We start from the raw sequence: 14,378 nt of genomic DNA, 5'->3' as shown, positions 1-14,378 counted from the left end.
CAGCGCCGGAGCGTTTATGAACAACAGCCGATTCGCAAGAACCGCTGGCTGGCTGGCCGTGCCGTGTCTGATCGCGGCAGGTCTGCTGGCCTGGTATGTCACCCGCGAGCCTGTCTCGCCCCTGGAAAAGCCACCGTTCAGCGTGGCCGACATCGACCCCGGGCTGGTTACCCGCGGCGAATACGTCGCCCGCCTCAGCGACTGTGTCGCCTGCCACAGCGTGCCGGGCGGCGCGCCGTTCGCTGGCGGCCTGGAAATGGCCACACCGCTGGGCGTGATCCATGCGACCAATATCACCCCGGACGCCGACACCGGGATTGGCCGCTACAGCCTCGCCGATTTCGACCGTGCCGTACGCCATGGCGTAGCGCCGGGCGGTCGGCGTTTGTACCCGGCGATGCCGTATCCCTCGTATGCCAAGCTCAGTGACGACGACGTGCGCGCGCTGTATGGGTTTTTCATGAAAGGCGTGGCGCCGGTCAAGCAGACCAACCAGCAGAGTTCGATCCCTTGGCCGCTGAACCTGCGCTGGCCGATTGCGATGTGGAACGGCGTGTTCGTCGACGCCGAACCTTACGCCAGCAAACCTTCGCAGGATGCACAGTGGAACCGCGGCGCCTATCTGGTCCAGGGCGCCGGGCATTGCGGCAGTTGCCACACGCCACGCGGACTGGCCTTCAACGAGAAAGCGCTCGATGAGTCCGGCCAACCGTACCTCGCCGGCGCACTGCTCGACGGCTGGTACGCGCCAAGTCTGCGTGACGATCACAACACCGGACTGGGCCGCTGGAACGAGGCGGAAATCGTCCAGTTCCTCAAGACCGGGCGCAACCGCCATGCGGTGGTTTACGGTTCGATGACCGAAGCGTTCAACAACTCCACGCAGTTCATGAGCGACGAAGATCTGAGCGCCATTGCCCATTACCTGAAATCGCTGCCTGGCGACCCACAACGTGATGGCCCGCCCTGGCAATATCAGCAAGCGTCTGCCGCGCCAAGCCTGGACAGCCCCGGCGCGCATACGTACGTAACGCGCTGCGCGTCTTGCCACGGTGTCGACGGCAAGGGACAGGCCGAATGGATGCCGCCGCTGGCCGGCGCCACTTCCGCGCTGGCGAAGGAACAGGCATCGGCGATCAACATCACCCTCAACGGCTCGCAACGGGTCGTCGCGGCGGGCGTACCGGACGCCTATCGCATGCCAGCCTTCCGTGAACAGCTCTCGGATCAGCAGATCGCCGAGGTGCTGACATTCATGCGCAGTACCTGGGGCAATCAGGCCAGCGCGGTCGATGCCGCGTCGGTCGGCAAACTGCGCGAACACACTGATCCGGCGAGCAGCAGTCCGATTATTTTGCAGATGCGTTAGGAGCGCTGAGACTGCAATTGCCGGTCCCGCGTGGGACCGGCATTTTACTTTCAATGAGACGTCACAGGCTTTGTAACCGGCGACTTGTCTCAACCGATCAATGCGGACTGGCCACCGGCCGCACAACAATCTCACTGACATCCACGTCGTCCGGCTGGTCAATGGCGTAAACCAGCGCTCGTGCAATCGCATCGGCACCCAACGCTACGCTACGGAACGCGCGCATTTCTTCACGCGCCACCTCATCGGAAATCGAATCCGCCAGTTCGGACTCGACCACGCCCGGGCAAACCACGGTCACGCGGATCTTGTCCGTCTCTTGGCGCAGGCCGTCGGAGATGGCCCTGACTGCGAATTTGGTGGCGCAATACACGGCGGCGGTCGGTGACACCGAGAGGCCGCCAATCGAAGAAATGTTGATGACCTGGCCGAAGCCTTGCGCTTCCATCCCCGGCAACACCGCGGCAATACCGTGCAGCACGCCACGTACATTGACGTCGAGCATCTGGTTCCATTCATCGACCTTCAGCGCAGCCAGTGGCGACAGCGGCATGATCCCGGCGTTGTTGATGATCACGTCGACCTTGCCGTGCTGCGCCTTGGCGAATTCAACAAAGGCCTGCATCGAATTCATATCGATCACGTCGAGTGCGCAAGCGCTGGCCGAACCGCCTTCGCTGCGGATCTCGCCGACCAGCTTTTCCAGGCGTTCGGTGCGGCGGGCACCGAGTACTACGTGAGCGCCTTTGGCTGCGATCAGTCGTGCGGCGGCTTCGCCGATACCGCTGCTGGCGCCGGTGATCAGTACGACTTTGTTGTGGATGTTCGACATATCCGTTTCTCCTGCTCAGTGCATGGAAAGTCAGCCGGGCCGCGTTGTGCGGGGTGTTGGCTGGGTACGTCGAAAAGCTTAAGCGCGCAGGCGCGGTGGACGCGTGCCGAAAGCTGCGTGAGGTTTGCCTATTCGTGTCTGAGTGCGCGGTGATGGTTTATCGGCGCTCTTCAAGCACCGCGAAATTCGCTGGGCGTTACGCCCACTTCACGACGAAACACCTGCGAAAAGTGACTGGCACTGGAATAGCCGACCTCCAGACCGATGTCGATCACGCTGCGCTGGGACTCGAGCAACAATTGCCGCGCGCGGGCCATGCGCAAGCGGATGAAATACTGCGAAGGCGCCAGACCGGTGGCGCGTTTGAACAGGCGGCTGAAGTGGTATTCGCTGAGCTCGGCGAGCGTTGCCAATTTCGCCAGACTGAATTCGTCGTCCAGATGCGCGGTCATCGCGTCGGTGACTTTGCGCAGTTTGTAAGCCTGCAGCGCGTTGACGCGACGCCCCGCCTGGGTCTCGGCTGGATAGGTACGCAGCAGGTGCACGGCGAGCGCCTGGGCCAGCGACTGGGCGAACAGTGCGCTGGGCGTGCGTTGCTCGATCAGTTCGCTGCGCAATTGCTGCATGACAAACGCTACGTGCGAATCCCGCGCGCCTGAAACATCGCGCAAGCGCAGCGGCGCGTTGGCCTGCCCGGACAGCTCGCGCGAGGCACGTTCGATCAGCGGCAAACCCAGATAAAGGTGCATGACTTCAAAGGTTTCGCCGCCGTGGGTCTGCCAGCGCATTTCGTAGGGTTCATCCGACTGGGTGAGAAAAAAGTCGCCGGCCTTGACCTCGACCGCCTCCCAATCGCCACCCGGCGCCCGTTCTTCCACCCGCGCCGCGCCTGCCAGAACCAATACCAGCAACGGCTCTACCACCGCCGGCACCGTGATCGGCTCATTGATACTACGATGGCTGAATAGCTGAATCACGACATCGTCGATTCGCGGTCGCGAAATCAGCGCGAGCGGTTCACCCGGCAGGTAATCAGCCATGGACTCGCCTGTTATGCGCATCCGATCAGTATTCGCCATGAAAGGGTCCTTCTATTCTCGCAGTTGCAAAATCCGACAATAACCCAGCCATACCTCATATTGTGCGCAAAACTCCGACAGCCCCGGCAAACCCGCGAAAGTTGTCACCCGCGCATTGCGAGACAGTTGAACCGTCGCCGACGCCAAACGTTGCTGGCAAGGCAATCCTGACTGGATCACAACGTGGAGAAAGATCATGAGCGAGATCAACAACAGCACGCCAAATGAAGTGATGGGCAAAGTGGCCCTGGTGACCGGCGCGGCCAGCGGCATCGGCAAGGCGATCGCCTTGTTGCTGCACGCCCGTGGCGCCAAAGTCATCGCCGAAGACCTCAACCCCGACGTGCAGGAACTGGCCCGCCCCGGCCTGGTACCGCTGGTGGCCGACATCACCGAAGACGGTGCCGCCGAACGTGCGGTAGCGCTGGCGGTCGAGCAGTTTGGTCGGCTGGATATTCTGGTCAACAACGCCGGGATCATCATCAACAAACTGGTGGTCGACATGACCCGCGACGACTGGGAGCGCATTCAAGCGGTCAACGCCACCGCCGCTTTCCTGCACAGTCGCGAAGCGGTCAAAGCGATGATCCCGAACAAGTCCGGTGCGATCGTCAACATCGCGTCCTATGCGTCGTATTTCGCCTTCCCGACCATCGCCGCCTACACCGCCTCGAAAGGCGCGCTGGCACAACTGACACGCACCCTGGCCCTGGAAGTGATCGAACATGGCATTCGTGTCAATGCCGTCGGCGTCGGTGATGTGGTGACCAACATTCTCAACGACGTGGTCGACGATGGTCCCGGGTTCCTCGCGCAACACGGTGAAAGCGCGCCCATCGGCCGCGCCGCGCAGCCGGAGGAAATTGCCGAAGTGGTCGCGTTCATCGCCTCGGACCGCGCCAGTTTCATGGTCGGCGCGGTGGTCATGGCCGATGGCGGCATGACCGTCACCGCTGGCTGACATGGCAACGGGCGCAGGCGAAAATGTCCGGCACGCGCAGCAGGATCAGGCAGATCTGCGGCAGTATCGGCGTAACACTGCGCCCTCCCCGCTGTGTAATCTGAAGATCAGCGACGGGTACCGCCATGGCCCCCGAATTTTTAATGAGAGTTTGCTATGCACCAGAGCGATGCTTCCCTCTTGCAAAACACCGCCCTCTATCGCACTGAACTGATCCGCGCACTGACCCAGCGCTTTGCCGAGCCGGGCATCTACGAGACCGCCATCGCGCCGCTGCATGTGATTCGCATGGACCAGCCCACCGAGCTGATCCACACCGTGCACAAACCGGCGCTGTGCCTGATTTTGCAGGGGCGAAAGGAAGTTGGCCTGGGCGAGGACTGCTACCGGTACGACCCGCTGAATTATCTGGTGGTCTCAGTCACGTTGCCGGTGTCCGGTCGAGTCTTGCAGGCGAGCCCTGAGGCGCCTTATCTGTGTATCCGTCTCGATTTCGAAGCCACCGATCTTGCGCAGGTGATCGCCGATGCGCCGCCGACCGGTGTTCCGGACGAGCCTGAGCGCGGGATGTTTCTGGAAACCATCGATGTGCCGCTGCTGGAAACCATGCTGCGTCTGGTGCGTCTGCTGGAAACCCCGCGCGACATCGGCATGCTCGCGCCGCTGGCCCTGCGCGAGATGTACTACCGCCTGTTGCGCGGCGTCCACGGGCGTCGCCTGTATGAACTGGCCATGGGTGATTCGCAAGCGCGCCGCGTGTCGCGGGCGATCGACTGGCTGAACAGCCATTACACCCAGCCACTGCGCATCGAGGAACTGGCGCGCATCGCCAACCTCGGCAGCTCAACCTTGCATCACCGCTTCAAGGCGATGACCGCGATGAGCCCGCTGCAATACCAGAAGCAACTGCGCCTGCAGGAAGCCCGCCGGCTGATGCTCGGCGAGGGGCTGGATGTGGCAAGTGCCTGTTATCGCGTCGGCTATGAAAGCCCCTCGCAATTCAGCCGTGAGTACAGCCGCCAGTTCGGCTCGCCGCCCTCGAAAGATATCAGCAGTGCGCGGAGCCTGGCGTGAGCGACGAACAGCATTGCCTTACTCGCCCAGAGCGAGCTTGGCTGCGCGAGATTTACGCGCAAGCATTATGCGGAATACCACAAAACCGGCGACGGCAAACGCAGCATTCAGCGCGACCATCGCGAAGGCGGTGTCGTCCTGCAGACGACTGAGCAGCAATCCCGCAACGGTCGCACCGGCCATTTGCGCAAAGCCGATAAAACCAGCCGCCAGCCCGGCGCGGGTCGGATTGGGAATCACCGCGCCGGCGACCGAACCGGGCAGCACCATGCCCGCTCCCAGCGTCAGCAAGACCTGTGGCAGCATCAGACCGGTTACCGATGGGCCAGCCAACTGGTGAATAATGAACGACAGACTGGCGCCTGCCGCAACCAGGCCGGTGCCCACGGCAACGATCCTTTCCGGCCCGGACTTGATGATGGTGCGGTTGGTGTAGACCGCACCGGCAATCAACCCGGAAACAATGCTGCCAAACAGCAGACCGTATTGGGTCGGACTCAAGCCAAGCTGGCCCACGAACACCCGCGATGAGCCGGCGATAAAGCTGAACATCGCGCCGTAAGTGCAGGCGATGGCAACCGAAAAACTGCGCACAGACGAGCCCTTGAGCAGCGTCGCGTAGTTGCCCAGCAATGTCTTCAGGCGCCCGGCCTGCGGGTCACGTTGTAGATGGGTTTCCTTGAAAAACAGCGAAGCGATCAGCGCAAGTGCGCCGAACACTACGGTTGCCATCACCACGGCGCGCCAGCCGCCGGCGTGGGTGGCGATCAACCCGCCGATTACCGGTGAGAGCATGATGGTACTGAGCATGCCAATCACGGTGATGGCCATGATCGGTCCGGCGCGCTCTTTCCACACATCCCGCACAATGCTGCGCGCCACCACCAGCGCCGCGCAGGCGCCCAACCCCTGAAGCGCACGGCCGACGATGAACTCGTCCATGCTCTGCGCATACGCCATCCAGAGTGAAGCCAGCACGTAAGTCGCAACGCCGGCGAGCAATAGCGGGCGCCGACCGAGGCGATCTGAGAGCGGGCCGAAGAACAACTGCCCCAGACCAAAAGCGGCGACAAACATCGACAACGCCGCCAGCGAGGCACCCGGTGCAGCGCCAAGGCCTGACTCGAGTTCGCGCAGGCTGGGAATCAGCAACTGCGTGGAAATTTCCCCGAGGCCGCATAGCCCGATCAGGAGTGCGAGCAATACGCTGGAACGAGTGGATGTGTGCATGGCTTTATCCCAAATGATGGGGAGACAGATGCCCCGATCCATTTGGGGTCCCGGTTGTGTTAAACGCCCTCACGCGCAATCCAGGACAGCAGCCAACCACTGCACCAAGGGCGCAGCATTATGATCATAATAATTTCCACCTGTAAATATGACGCCCGTAATTTCAATAACCGCAAAGCGTAGACATGCACTCAGCTCACAGGCACAGCAAACACCGCACTGGCGCGCGCCACCGTGCGCTCACCGACATGCAGGCTGACAGCGGCGTACGCCAGTTGCCGACCTTTTTTCGAATGTTCGAGGCGCACCTCAAGCCATTCATTGATTTGCACGGCACCGAGATAATCCAGGGTCATGCTCGCCGTGATCAATGGCTGCGGAGGGTCGCTGGCAAATGCCATGGCGTAGCCCATACCCACATCCGCCAACGTCGCCAACACACCGCCATGCAACGTGCCACGGCCGTTGGCGTGCCTGGCGTCGGTCAACAATCCGAGTTCCAGTTGCAGACCACTGCCGCGCGCGTAGATTGGGCCCAGCAAATCGAGCAATGGGCTGCTGCGACTGAACAGCGTGAAACCTTCGGGGATTACAGTGGCGTTCATGCTTGCTCCCGTTGCGGGTGATTCAACGATGATGTTGACCTGCTGAGTTCGGTTGTATGTGCCGAGAGATGATCGGGCCAGAACTATACGGACATGGAATATGCTGGGATAAGTCGCCCGTGCTACACGGCTGACACTGTAAAAGGAGCGATGCGAGTGGATGTGCAGATTCGAAACGCATCGGATAGCGATGCGCCGGCCATCAGCAAGACGATCATCAACGCACTTCGAGAGTCCAACGCGCGGGACTATTCATCCGACATTATCGACCAAGTGGTTCAAGGCTTCTCCGTCCCGGCGGTCCTGCGTATGTTGACTGAGCGCCAAGTGCTCGTCGCGACAATTGACGGCCACATCGTCGCCACAGCGAGTCTTCAGAAGAACATTATTCGAAGCGTATTTGTCGACCCGCAATATCACCGAAGGGGCATCGGCAGGCACTTGATCAGCACCATTGAATCCATCGCTCTGGATGCAGGCTTGAGTTTGCTCAACGTGCCCTCTTCAATCACAGCAGAAGGCTTCTACACTTCGTTAGGCTTCAGGAAAATCCGCGACGAGTATTATCAATCGGAGCGTACGATCATCATGGCCAAGATGCTGATGCCGTAATGTTTGCTATTACCGGAATACAACGCGGCGCTATGCTGGTAACCAGCCCTGCCCTGGAATCCGATGGAATGCCAACCCCGAACATGCGCCCTACCCCCGCGCCGCTTCTCAAACCCGGCGAAACCGTGGTTCTGTTCGACGGCGTCTGCAAACTCTGCAATGGCTGGGCGCGTTTCCTGATTCGTCACGATCAGCAGCGACGCGTGCGCCTGGCCGCCGTGCAATCCCCAGAAGGCCAGGCGCTGCTGGCATGGGCCGGGTTGCCGGTGGACCAGTTCGACACCATGGCGGTGATTCGCGATCGGCATTATTGGGAACGTTCCGATGCGTTCCTTGAAGTGATCCGCCAATTGCCAGCCCGCTGGCAGCCGCTGCGCCTGCTGCGCGTCTTGCCTCGACGCCTGCGAGACTGGGCGTATGACCGCATCGCGCTGAACCGCTATCGGCTGTTCGGCCAGTACGACACCTGCCTGCTGCCCAATGCGGACCATGAGTTGCGTTTTCTGAAGATGCGTGCGCCTCCGGCCACTACAGCCAATAACCCAGCAATTGAACCGGCGTCATCTTCGTCACCATCATCAGCACAATGACAAACATCCCGGCGAATCCCATTACGCCCATCCAGAACCACGCGCGGTACACGTTCGCATAGCGCACGTCGAGGACGGCGCCCGCCTCGCCCGCCTGCACGGCCATCCGCCAGAGTCGTTTCTGCAACAGCAGAACCGGCAGCCACAACGCGCCCACGCAGACGAAGATGATCAGCGACGTCAGTATCCAGCCGGTGCTGATGGGCAATCCGGAAAGACGCAGCAGCCCATAGCCGGTGATGATCTGCGCAAAGCCTGCCGGTGTGGTGATCCAGGTGTCGAAGCGCACCACCATGCGCGCGACGTGGGCGATGACTTGCGGGTTGGCCGTGCGGCTGGCGGCGATCAGGTAGAGGTAGGAGCCCATACCGAACCCGAAGAGGAAAATCGCCGCGACCACATGCAGGTATTTCAGGCACAGATAGAGCATCAGCGCTGCCCGTCCGAGAACTGCACCGACAGGCTCAGGTTATGCGGATCGTTGATCGCGGTCAGATACTCGTCAACGGTGATTTCGCCCACGCAAGGGCGTGCGCCCACGGACGGTACGTAGCCTTGGGCCATTTTGCTCGCCAGTGCGACGGCAGCGCAGCTGGGGATTTCCGGGCCTTTGTCGTTGAGGGCGGTGAGCTGCGCGGTCATCGTCAACGGTTGGCCATCGAAACCCAACCCCTGCACATCGATGTACATCGCACTTTTGCCGTCGCCGAATCGCTCGAAACGCATGCCCAGGCGATGCAGCCGCGCGGCCCAGAGTGCATGGTCGCGGACCAGGCCGAGCTTCAATGCCTGCGCCAACAGACCATTGGCGAGGCCGCCGAGCTTGAGCCCGGCACCGGCCTTGAAACGCAGGGTCTGCGCGCCATAGCGAGCGGCAAAGATGTCCATGTCCGGAACGTCGACATTGGCCAGCAGGCGCGTGCCCAGTTGCGGCATCTTGCGCAAGGTCAGATCGAGCCAGCCGAAGACTTCATGGACCTTGCCGTTCTTCAGTTGCCTGATCGGTTTGCCGGCGTAGGCCAGCACGCCTTCGATGGTCGACAACCCCGGCATTTTCGCCGACGAGGAAATCCCGTGCTCGATCGAGTCGATCCGCAAAAAGCGCTGGCGTTGCTCGTCGATGATCGCTGACGACAGCGTCGGCACCGAGCTGCAGCCGCTGAGGATCGCCACGCCCGCCTGTTTCGCCCGTGCGTCGAGCGCGTCGATGCCATTGACGAAGGTGCGGCAATCGGCAAGATCGCAATAATTCACGCCGGCCGCGATGCAGCTTTCCGCCACCGCATAGGACTGCCCCTGAAACGGCCCGCCGGTGTGCACCACCAACTGGATATTCAGCGCGCGCAATACGTTGCTGAACCCCGCGCCCATCGCATCACCGCACCAGCCCTCGCACACCGCGCCAGACTCCGCCTGCAACTGGTCGACCTTGCCCTGCAACTTGCGCGGATCACGTCCGGACAGCACCAGACCGATGGCCGGCATCGAGATCAGATGCCGGCAAACGATACTGCCAAAATTTCCGTAACCGCCGACCACCATCACCCTGAACGGCATGCAATTCTTCCCTAAGTCAGTCCATTACACAGCGGGCAGGATATAGGGCTGGTGATCGACGGGCCATCGCGCGGCACCATAAAACCTGTGGAGGATTGTGTCAGGTCAGGCAGATCTTATGAGAATGACAGTGCGCCATCGCCAGCAGGCTGGCTCCCGCATGGGGTTCGAGGTGCAGCGTGCATGTAGTTTCACCCGCGAAAGTGAAATTAAATGAACCCGACGAACCCGGCACCGCCTAACGCATAGACCATCAGGAGGTAGCCTATGCAAATCGAAACCGTGTGGATCGTACTGGCGGCAGTGCTGGTGCTGATCGAGTTGTGGGCCATCAATCGGGTGCGCAAGAGCGAGGGGAAATCGAGCAACAAAGGCGTATGGATCGTGCTGATCGTGTTTGTGCCGCTGTTCGGCCTGATCGCTTGGGCATTGGCCGGACCGAAGCATATTCGTCACGATACCGCGTCAAATCCGGGTCGCTGATGTTGCCAACGCTGGCCGCAAGCCTTTGGATTTGCGGCCAGCGCGCTCAGGAATCCTGCGGGATCACTGATATCTTGCCGTTGCGCTCGATGATCGCGAATTTGATCTGATCAATCGTTTCAATGCCTTGGCTCGAGCGCGCAGCCTCCATCACGTCCGCTTCCACCAGCCGCGCATGGCGCAATCGGCGATGCAATAGCTTGCCGTTCTCGACAATGATTGTCGGTTCGCCGTCGATCAGGCGTGACACCCAGCCCGAACGCTGCTTGAGCAAGGAAAAGCCGACATCGATCGCGATCAGCGAAACGATCACCAGCAACGAATTGGTCAGCGAAAAATCGTCGCCGAGCAGCGCTTGCTGAGTGGCTTCGCCGATGATCATCAGCAGGACGAAATCGAACGTGGTCAGCTCGGCCAGTGAACGCCGTCCGGCGATTTTGAACAACACCATCAGGGCCAGGTACATCGCTACTGCGCGCAACACGGAATCCATGGCGTCACCTACGGAAAGATGAATTGAACCAGCTCAACGCCAGTTGAACCGGGCGATTCGATGCGGCTGCGAAACAGCCCGAGGCCGTCGCCGCGCAAAGTCAGGTACAACGTCGCCTGGCCCTGCCCGTCTGCCTGTAACCACAGGCGCATGCCCTGCGCCGAATTGCGCGAGCGCAGCGGTTGCGGCTGCAGGGTTTCGACACTGAAGCCTTCCAGGAGCTCGCCACCGATGTCGAGTTCCAGCGTGGCATCGGGTTTGCCGTTCAGGCTGATTTTCATCGCATTGGTTGAGCCATTGCGATGGAACATTTCGTACTCGGCGCGCAGGTGGCCGTTGTCGCTAATGACTTCCCGCGAACTGATGAGCCCGCGCGAAAACAACCCCAGCAGACCAAGCACCACCAACAACACCAGCACGTACCAACCGCACCGCTCGAAGCGCCAGACCTTCGCCTGATAGGCCATGTCTTCGCGCACCGGGTAGTCCCTGCTTTGCAAGTCCGGATGATCGCCGTCGCCTTTCATCGGTTCAGCCTCGCTCGCCGCGCAGGGCTCGTTGATGGAAGTGCGGCAGTTGCTGCAAGGCGAATTCCGAAGCAATCTGCAGCACCTCTACACGCGAACCGGGAAACCATTGCTGGCGCGTGAATACGGCGTGTTGTCCGTCCAGCTGGAAGGCCCAGGCGAAACAGACGGTGCCGGCAGCGATGCCGTCGACGTCGTCAGGACCGAGAATCCCCGTGGTCGCAACGGCGACGTTGGCGGTGCTGTCACGCAACGCACCGATCGCCATTTCCCGCGCGACTTCAACGCTGGTCAGGTTGAAGGTTTCGATGGTGTCCGGGCTGACATGCAGCAGCCGTTGCTTGGCCTGCGGTGAATACACTACATAGCCGCTCTCGATCAGTTGGCCGCTGCCCGGCACCTCGGACAGCAGCATGACAATGTTGCCAGCGGTGCACGATTCCGCCGTGGTGATGGTCAGCGAATGGTCGCGCAAATAATCGACCGTTTCATTGGCGATAGACATGACGCTCACTCTTGGAATTATTGCCGGTTGACCGCATACCGCGGTGATCATTCCCACGTTCAGCGAGCCCGGTAGACGCCGGGCTCGCCGGTTCCCTCAAGTGGCGGGCACCCACGGTGGCGTCTCCGTGGTTTCCGCCAGCGGCACGTCGCTGCTGCCGGGCGTGAGGATCACCTTGCGGCAATTTTCCTGCTTCTTGTCGAAGAGCTTGTAGCCCTCGGCCGCCTGCTCCAGCGAGAGCCGGTGGGTGATGATCGCGTCGGGTTGCAGCGCTCCGGTTTCGATATGCCCGAGCAGCTCCGGCAGGTAGCGCTGGACATGGGTCTGGCCCATCTTGAACGTCAGGCCCTTGTCGAACGCATCGCCAAACAGGAATCCATGAATAAACCCGGCATACACACCTGGCACGCTGACCACACCGCCACGCCGCACAGCGGCGATGCACTGACGCAGGGCCTTGCCACTGCTGCCTTCGAGCTTGAGCGTAGCCAGCACCGTTTCGGTGGTGCTGCCCTTGGCCTCGAACCCCACTGCATCGATCACCCCGTCAACGCCGCGATGGCCGGCCGTCTGCCGAATGATCGTGTCAGCCGGATCGTCGTCTTCATCGAAGTTGATTGGAATCACGCCATAGGTGCGCTGCGCGTATTCCAGCCGATACGGATGGTGATCGACCATGAAGATCTGCTCGGCACCGAGCATTTTCGCGCACGCTGCGCTGAGCAGCCCGACCGGGCCGGCACCGTAAATGGCGACGGTCGAGCCCTTGCCGATCTGCGCGTTGTTCACCGCTTGCCAGGCAGTCGGCAAGATGTCCGACAGGAACAACACCTTTTCGTCCGCCAGCGTGCCCGGCACCTTGAATGGTCCGGTGTTGGCCTTGGGCACGCGCACAAGCTCCGCCTGCCCGCCGGGAATGCCGCCGTACAAGCGACTGAAGCCGAACAACGCCGCCGGCGGTGTGATGGATTTTTTGTTGAGGATTGCGCCGCGACCGGGGTTGGTGGTTTCGCACGCGGCATAGAGTTCCATCTGGCAGAAGAAGCAGCCACCGCAGGCGATCACGAACGGAATCACCACGCGATCACCGCGCTGTACCGCAGTCACCTCCGGCCCGGTTTCTTCGACGATGCCCATGAATTCATGGCCGAAGATATCGCCGTGTTCGACAGTGGGAATCTTGCCTCGGTACAAGTGCAAATCGGAGCCGCAAATGGCGGTCGCGGTGACGCGCAAAATGATGTCATCGGGGGCTTCGAGCTTCGGATCCGGCACGGTTTCGACTCTCACATCGTGAGCGCCGTGGTAGGTCATTGCACGCATGGCAAGGTCCTCTTCCTGATCAATGAAATGGCGTGAGTCTCTTCATTTCGGAAGCGCAGCGTTCTGCAGGAGTTCAGTGAAATTTTGCCGCAGCGGATCAATGGCTGCGGTGGCAGCAGGCTCGGTTTTGTTCAGATTGGTAATCTGCAAGGCGTGCACGATGCGCTTCATGCAGAGTGCACGAAGCGGTTTTGTCGCGGCTCCGGCAAAGCCTTGATCCAGCGCGGTTTGGCCGATCACTGCAAGTTGGCACAGCTCATGCGTTGTAGACAGGGAATACACCGCACGGCCCATAGAGGCCTGTGTTCATACCGTGATAGCAGAGGCCAATAAATAATGAACGCCATCGACCTACTCAAAGCCGATCATGAAAAAGTCAAAGACATCCTTAGCCAACTGAGCGAGTCGACTGAACGGGCGTTGAAAAAACGCCCCGAGCTGCTGGCCAAGCTGGAGATGGAAGTCTCGATTCATACCCGTCTTGAAGAAGAAATCCTCTATCCCGCATTCAAGGAAGCGGGCAGCAAGGAAGAGGACGTGATGTATTACGAGGCCAAGGAAGAACACCGCACCGTGGATTCGCTGGTGCTGCCGGATCTGAAGGAAACCGACCCGGGCACGCCTGAGTTCGCTGGCCGGGTGAAGGTGGTCAAGGAGCTGCTTGAGCACCATATCGAAGAAGAGGAATCGGAGATGTTTCCCAAGGCCAGGCAGCTGTTGGGCAAGGCGAAGCTCGATGAGCTGGGCGCGCAGATGGAGGCCATGAAGGCCAGTTACAAGAAGGAAATGGCTGCTTAAGGATTACGCGTGGTTTGGCCCGGCTTTGGCCGGGCTTTTTTTGCCTGGCGCTCGCGCAGTTGCTAGCGATGGCGGTTGTGGTCGGCTTTGGTTCGGCGGTGCATTCTCCCCTCACCCCAGCCCTCTCCCGAGGGAGAGGGAGCCGATCTCGGGCGGCTTCGAAATCGCGTACGACTCGGTATTTCATATCGACGTATCCCTCGCATCCACCGCGGTCAGTCCCCTCTCATCCGGGAGAGGGAGCCGATTTCGGTTGGTTTCGAAATCGCGTACGACTCGGTATTTCATATCGACGTATCCCTCGCATCCACCGCGTTCAGTCCCCTCTCATCCGGGAGAG

18 protein-coding genes are annotated in these 14,378 nt (G+C 60.8%); 7 read left to right on the top strand and 11 right to left on the bottom strand.

Translation table 11 applies throughout. The features are described from left to right. Positions 1 to 16: 16 nt before the first annotated feature. Positions 17 to 1,369 (top strand): c-type cytochrome, encoded by a 1,353-nt coding sequence (locus BLU24_RS13760; RefSeq protein ID WP_093101120.1) that lies wholly within the window; start codon positions 17 to 19, stop codon positions 1,367 to 1,369. Positions 1,370 to 1,466: 97 nt separating this feature from the next. Here BLU24_RS13760 and BLU24_RS13755 read toward each other — a convergent pair whose 3' ends face one another. Together BLU24_RS13755 and BLU24_RS13750 are read right to left on the bottom strand one after the other, a co-directional pair. Further along, on the bottom strand, positions 1,467 to 2,201 hold the full coding sequence (locus BLU24_RS13755) for an SDR family oxidoreductase (RefSeq protein ID WP_093101117.1): 735 nt from the start codon (positions 2,199 to 2,201) through the stop codon (positions 1,467 to 1,469). 170 nt (positions 2,202 to 2,371) lie between these two features. After that, positions 2,372 to 3,241 (bottom strand): helix-turn-helix domain-containing protein, encoded by an 870-nt coding sequence (locus BLU24_RS13750; protein ID WP_172833270.1) that lies wholly within the window; start codon positions 3,239 to 3,241, stop codon positions 2,372 to 2,374. 235 nt (positions 3,242 to 3,476) lie between these two features. Between BLU24_RS13750 and BLU24_RS13745 the strand changes: the two genes are divergently transcribed. Beyond that, a complete protein-coding gene (locus BLU24_RS13745) occupies positions 3,477 to 4,241 on the top strand; it encodes an SDR family NAD(P)-dependent oxidoreductase (protein ID WP_093101111.1) in 765 nt (254 codons plus the stop codon). Between the two features lie 156 nt (positions 4,242 to 4,397). After that, positions 4,398 to 5,315, top strand: coding sequence for an AraC family transcriptional regulator (locus tag BLU24_RS13740; protein ID WP_093101108.1), 918 nt, complete (start codon positions 4,398 to 4,400; stop codon positions 5,313 to 5,315). Between the two features lie 18 nt (positions 5,316 to 5,333). Here BLU24_RS13740 and BLU24_RS13735 read toward each other — a convergent pair whose 3' ends face one another. Together BLU24_RS13735 and BLU24_RS13730 are read right to left on the bottom strand one after the other, a co-directional pair. Beyond that, positions 5,334 to 6,545: a multidrug effflux MFS transporter gene (locus tag BLU24_RS13735; RefSeq protein WP_093101105.1), complete on the bottom strand. Its 1,212-nt coding sequence runs from the start codon at positions 6,543 to 6,545 to the stop codon at positions 5,334 to 5,336. A gap of 191 nt (positions 6,546 to 6,736) precedes the next feature. Continuing rightward, the gene (locus tag BLU24_RS13730; protein ID WP_093101102.1) at positions 6,737 to 7,150 is read right to left on the bottom strand and encodes a PaaI family thioesterase; all 414 of its coding nucleotides are present in this window, start codon (positions 7,148 to 7,150) and stop codon (positions 6,737 to 6,739) included. A gap of 156 nt (positions 7,151 to 7,306) precedes the next feature. Between BLU24_RS13730 and BLU24_RS13725 the strand changes: the two genes are divergently transcribed. Both BLU24_RS13725 and BLU24_RS13720 read left to right on the top strand, forming a co-directional pair. Then, positions 7,307 to 7,762: a GNAT family N-acetyltransferase gene (locus tag BLU24_RS13725; RefSeq protein ID WP_172833269.1), complete on the top strand. Its 456-nt coding sequence runs from the start codon at positions 7,307 to 7,309 to the stop codon at positions 7,760 to 7,762. Between the two features lie 68 nt (positions 7,763 to 7,830). Continuing rightward, the gene (locus BLU24_RS13720; protein WP_093101097.1) at positions 7,831 to 8,352 is read left to right on the top strand and encodes a thiol-disulfide oxidoreductase DCC family protein; all 522 of its coding nucleotides are present in this window, start codon (positions 7,831 to 7,833) and stop codon (positions 8,350 to 8,352) included. Here BLU24_RS13720 and BLU24_RS13715 read toward each other — a convergent pair. Both BLU24_RS13715 and BLU24_RS13710 read right to left on the bottom strand, forming a co-directional pair. Further along, entirely contained in the window at positions 8,291 to 8,782 is a 492-nt protein-coding gene (locus BLU24_RS13715; protein ID WP_093101094.1) for a DUF2269 family protein, read from the bottom strand. The two genes, BLU24_RS13720 and BLU24_RS13715, sit on opposite strands and share 62 nt — an antisense overlap. After that, positions 8,782 to 9,909, bottom strand: coding sequence for a saccharopine dehydrogenase family protein (locus tag BLU24_RS13710; RefSeq protein WP_093101091.1), 1,128 nt, complete (start codon positions 9,907 to 9,909; stop codon positions 8,782 to 8,784). Before BLU24_RS13710 ends, BLU24_RS13715 begins: the two co-directional genes overlap by 1 nt. A gap of 267 nt (positions 9,910 to 10,176) precedes the next feature. On the opposite strand from BLU24_RS13710, the gene BLU24_RS13705 reads away from it, so the two are divergent. Continuing rightward, positions 10,177 to 10,392, top strand: a complete 216-nt coding sequence (locus tag BLU24_RS13705) for a PLD nuclease N-terminal domain-containing protein (protein WP_090283927.1) — start codon at positions 10,177 to 10,179, stop codon at positions 10,390 to 10,392. 46 nt (positions 10,393 to 10,438) lie between these two features. On the opposite strand, the gene BLU24_RS13700 is transcribed toward BLU24_RS13705, so the two are convergent. From BLU24_RS13700 to BLU24_RS13680, 5 genes are all read right to left on the bottom strand, one after another. Continuing rightward, positions 10,439 to 10,885, bottom strand: coding sequence for a DUF421 domain-containing protein (locus BLU24_RS13700; RefSeq protein WP_093101089.1), 447 nt, complete (start codon positions 10,883 to 10,885; stop codon positions 10,439 to 10,441). Between the two features lie 8 nt (positions 10,886 to 10,893). Next, positions 10,894 to 11,412 (bottom strand): hypothetical protein, encoded by a 519-nt coding sequence (locus BLU24_RS13695; RefSeq protein ID WP_093101086.1) that lies wholly within the window; start codon positions 11,410 to 11,412, stop codon positions 10,894 to 10,896. A 4-nt stretch (positions 11,413 to 11,416) separates the two neighbouring features. Further along, on the bottom strand, positions 11,417 to 11,917 hold the full coding sequence (locus BLU24_RS13690; RefSeq protein ID WP_093101083.1) for a CinA family protein: 501 nt from the start codon (positions 11,915 to 11,917) through the stop codon (positions 11,417 to 11,419). Positions 11,918 to 12,013: 96 nt separating this feature from the next. Further along, positions 12,014 to 13,240 (bottom strand): zinc-dependent alcohol dehydrogenase, encoded by a 1,227-nt coding sequence (locus BLU24_RS13685; protein ID WP_093101080.1) that lies wholly within the window; start codon positions 13,238 to 13,240, stop codon positions 12,014 to 12,016. 42 nt (positions 13,241 to 13,282) lie between these two features. Then, complete coding sequence (locus tag BLU24_RS13680; protein WP_157720847.1) at positions 13,283 to 13,534, bottom strand: hypothetical protein; 252 nt, start codon at positions 13,532 to 13,534, stop codon at positions 13,283 to 13,285. Between the two features lie 42 nt (positions 13,535 to 13,576). On the opposite strand from BLU24_RS13680, the gene BLU24_RS13675 reads away from it, so the two are divergent. After that, on the top strand, positions 13,577 to 14,038 hold the full coding sequence (locus BLU24_RS13675; RefSeq protein WP_093101074.1) for a hemerythrin domain-containing protein: 462 nt from the start codon (positions 13,577 to 13,579) through the stop codon (positions 14,036 to 14,038). Positions 14,039 to 14,378: the final 340 nt, after the last annotated feature.

It is taken from the genome of Pseudomonas sp. Z003-0.4C(8344-21), from assembly GCF_900104975.1.
In the GTDB taxonomy this organism is placed as follows: Bacteria; Pseudomonadota; Gammaproteobacteria; order Pseudomonadales; family Pseudomonadaceae; genus Aquipseudomonas; species Aquipseudomonas granadensis.
This window is presented reverse-complemented; position numbering and strand designations above follow the sequence as displayed.

Bases quoted from the DNA above. Each gene is read 5' to 3' on its own strand.
- BLU24_RS13760 (WP_093101120.1), top strand. From the start codon at position 17: ATGAACAACAGCCGATTCGCAAGAACCGCTGGCTGGCTGGCCGTGCCG.
- BLU24_RS13755 (WP_093101117.1), bottom strand. From the start codon at position 2,201: ATGTCGAACATCCACAACAAAGTCGTACTGATCACCGGCGCCAGCAGC.
- BLU24_RS13750 (WP_172833270.1), bottom strand. From the start codon at position 3,241: ATGGCTGATTACCTGCCGGGTGAACCGCTCGCGCTGATTTCGCGACCG.
- BLU24_RS13745 (WP_093101111.1), top strand. From the start codon at position 3,477: ATGAGCGAGATCAACAACAGCACGCCAAATGAAGTGATGGGCAAAGTG.
- BLU24_RS13740 (WP_093101108.1), top strand. From the start codon at position 4,398: ATGCACCAGAGCGATGCTTCCCTCTTGCAAAACACCGCCCTCTATCGC.
- BLU24_RS13735 (WP_093101105.1), bottom strand. From the start codon at position 6,545: ATGCACACATCCACTCGTTCCAGCGTATTGCTCGCACTCCTGATCGGG.
- BLU24_RS13730 (WP_093101102.1), bottom strand. From the start codon at position 7,150: ATGAACGCCACTGTAATCCCCGAAGGTTTCACGCTGTTCAGTCGCAGC.
- BLU24_RS13720 (WP_093101097.1), top strand. From the start codon at position 7,831: ATGCCAACCCCGAACATGCGCCCTACCCCCGCGCCGCTTCTCAAACCC.
- BLU24_RS13715 (WP_093101094.1), bottom strand. From the start codon at position 8,782: ATGCTCTATCTGTGCCTGAAATACCTGCATGTGGTCGCGGCGATTTTC.
- BLU24_RS13710 (WP_093101091.1), bottom strand. From the start codon at position 9,909: ATGCCGTTCAGGGTGATGGTGGTCGGCGGTTACGGAAATTTTGGCAGT.
- BLU24_RS13705 (WP_090283927.1), top strand. From the start codon at position 10,177: ATGCAAATCGAAACCGTGTGGATCGTACTGGCGGCAGTGCTGGTGCTG.
- BLU24_RS13700 (WP_093101089.1), bottom strand. From the start codon at position 10,885: ATGGATTCCGTGTTGCGCGCAGTAGCGATGTACCTGGCCCTGATGGTG.
- BLU24_RS13695 (WP_093101086.1), bottom strand. From the start codon at position 11,412: ATGAAAGGCGACGGCGATCATCCGGACTTGCAAAGCAGGGACTACCCG.
- BLU24_RS13690 (WP_093101083.1), bottom strand. From the start codon at position 11,917: ATGTCTATCGCCAATGAAACGGTCGATTATTTGCGCGACCATTCGCTG.
- BLU24_RS13685 (WP_093101080.1), bottom strand. From the start codon at position 13,240: ATGCGTGCAATGACCTACCACGGCGCTCACGATGTGAGAGTCGAAACC.
- BLU24_RS13680 (WP_157720847.1), bottom strand. From the start codon at position 13,534: ATGGGCCGTGCGGTGTATTCCCTGTCTACAACGCATGAGCTGTGCCAA.
- BLU24_RS13675 (WP_093101074.1), top strand. From the start codon at position 13,577: ATGAACGCCATCGACCTACTCAAAGCCGATCATGAAAAAGTCAAAGAC.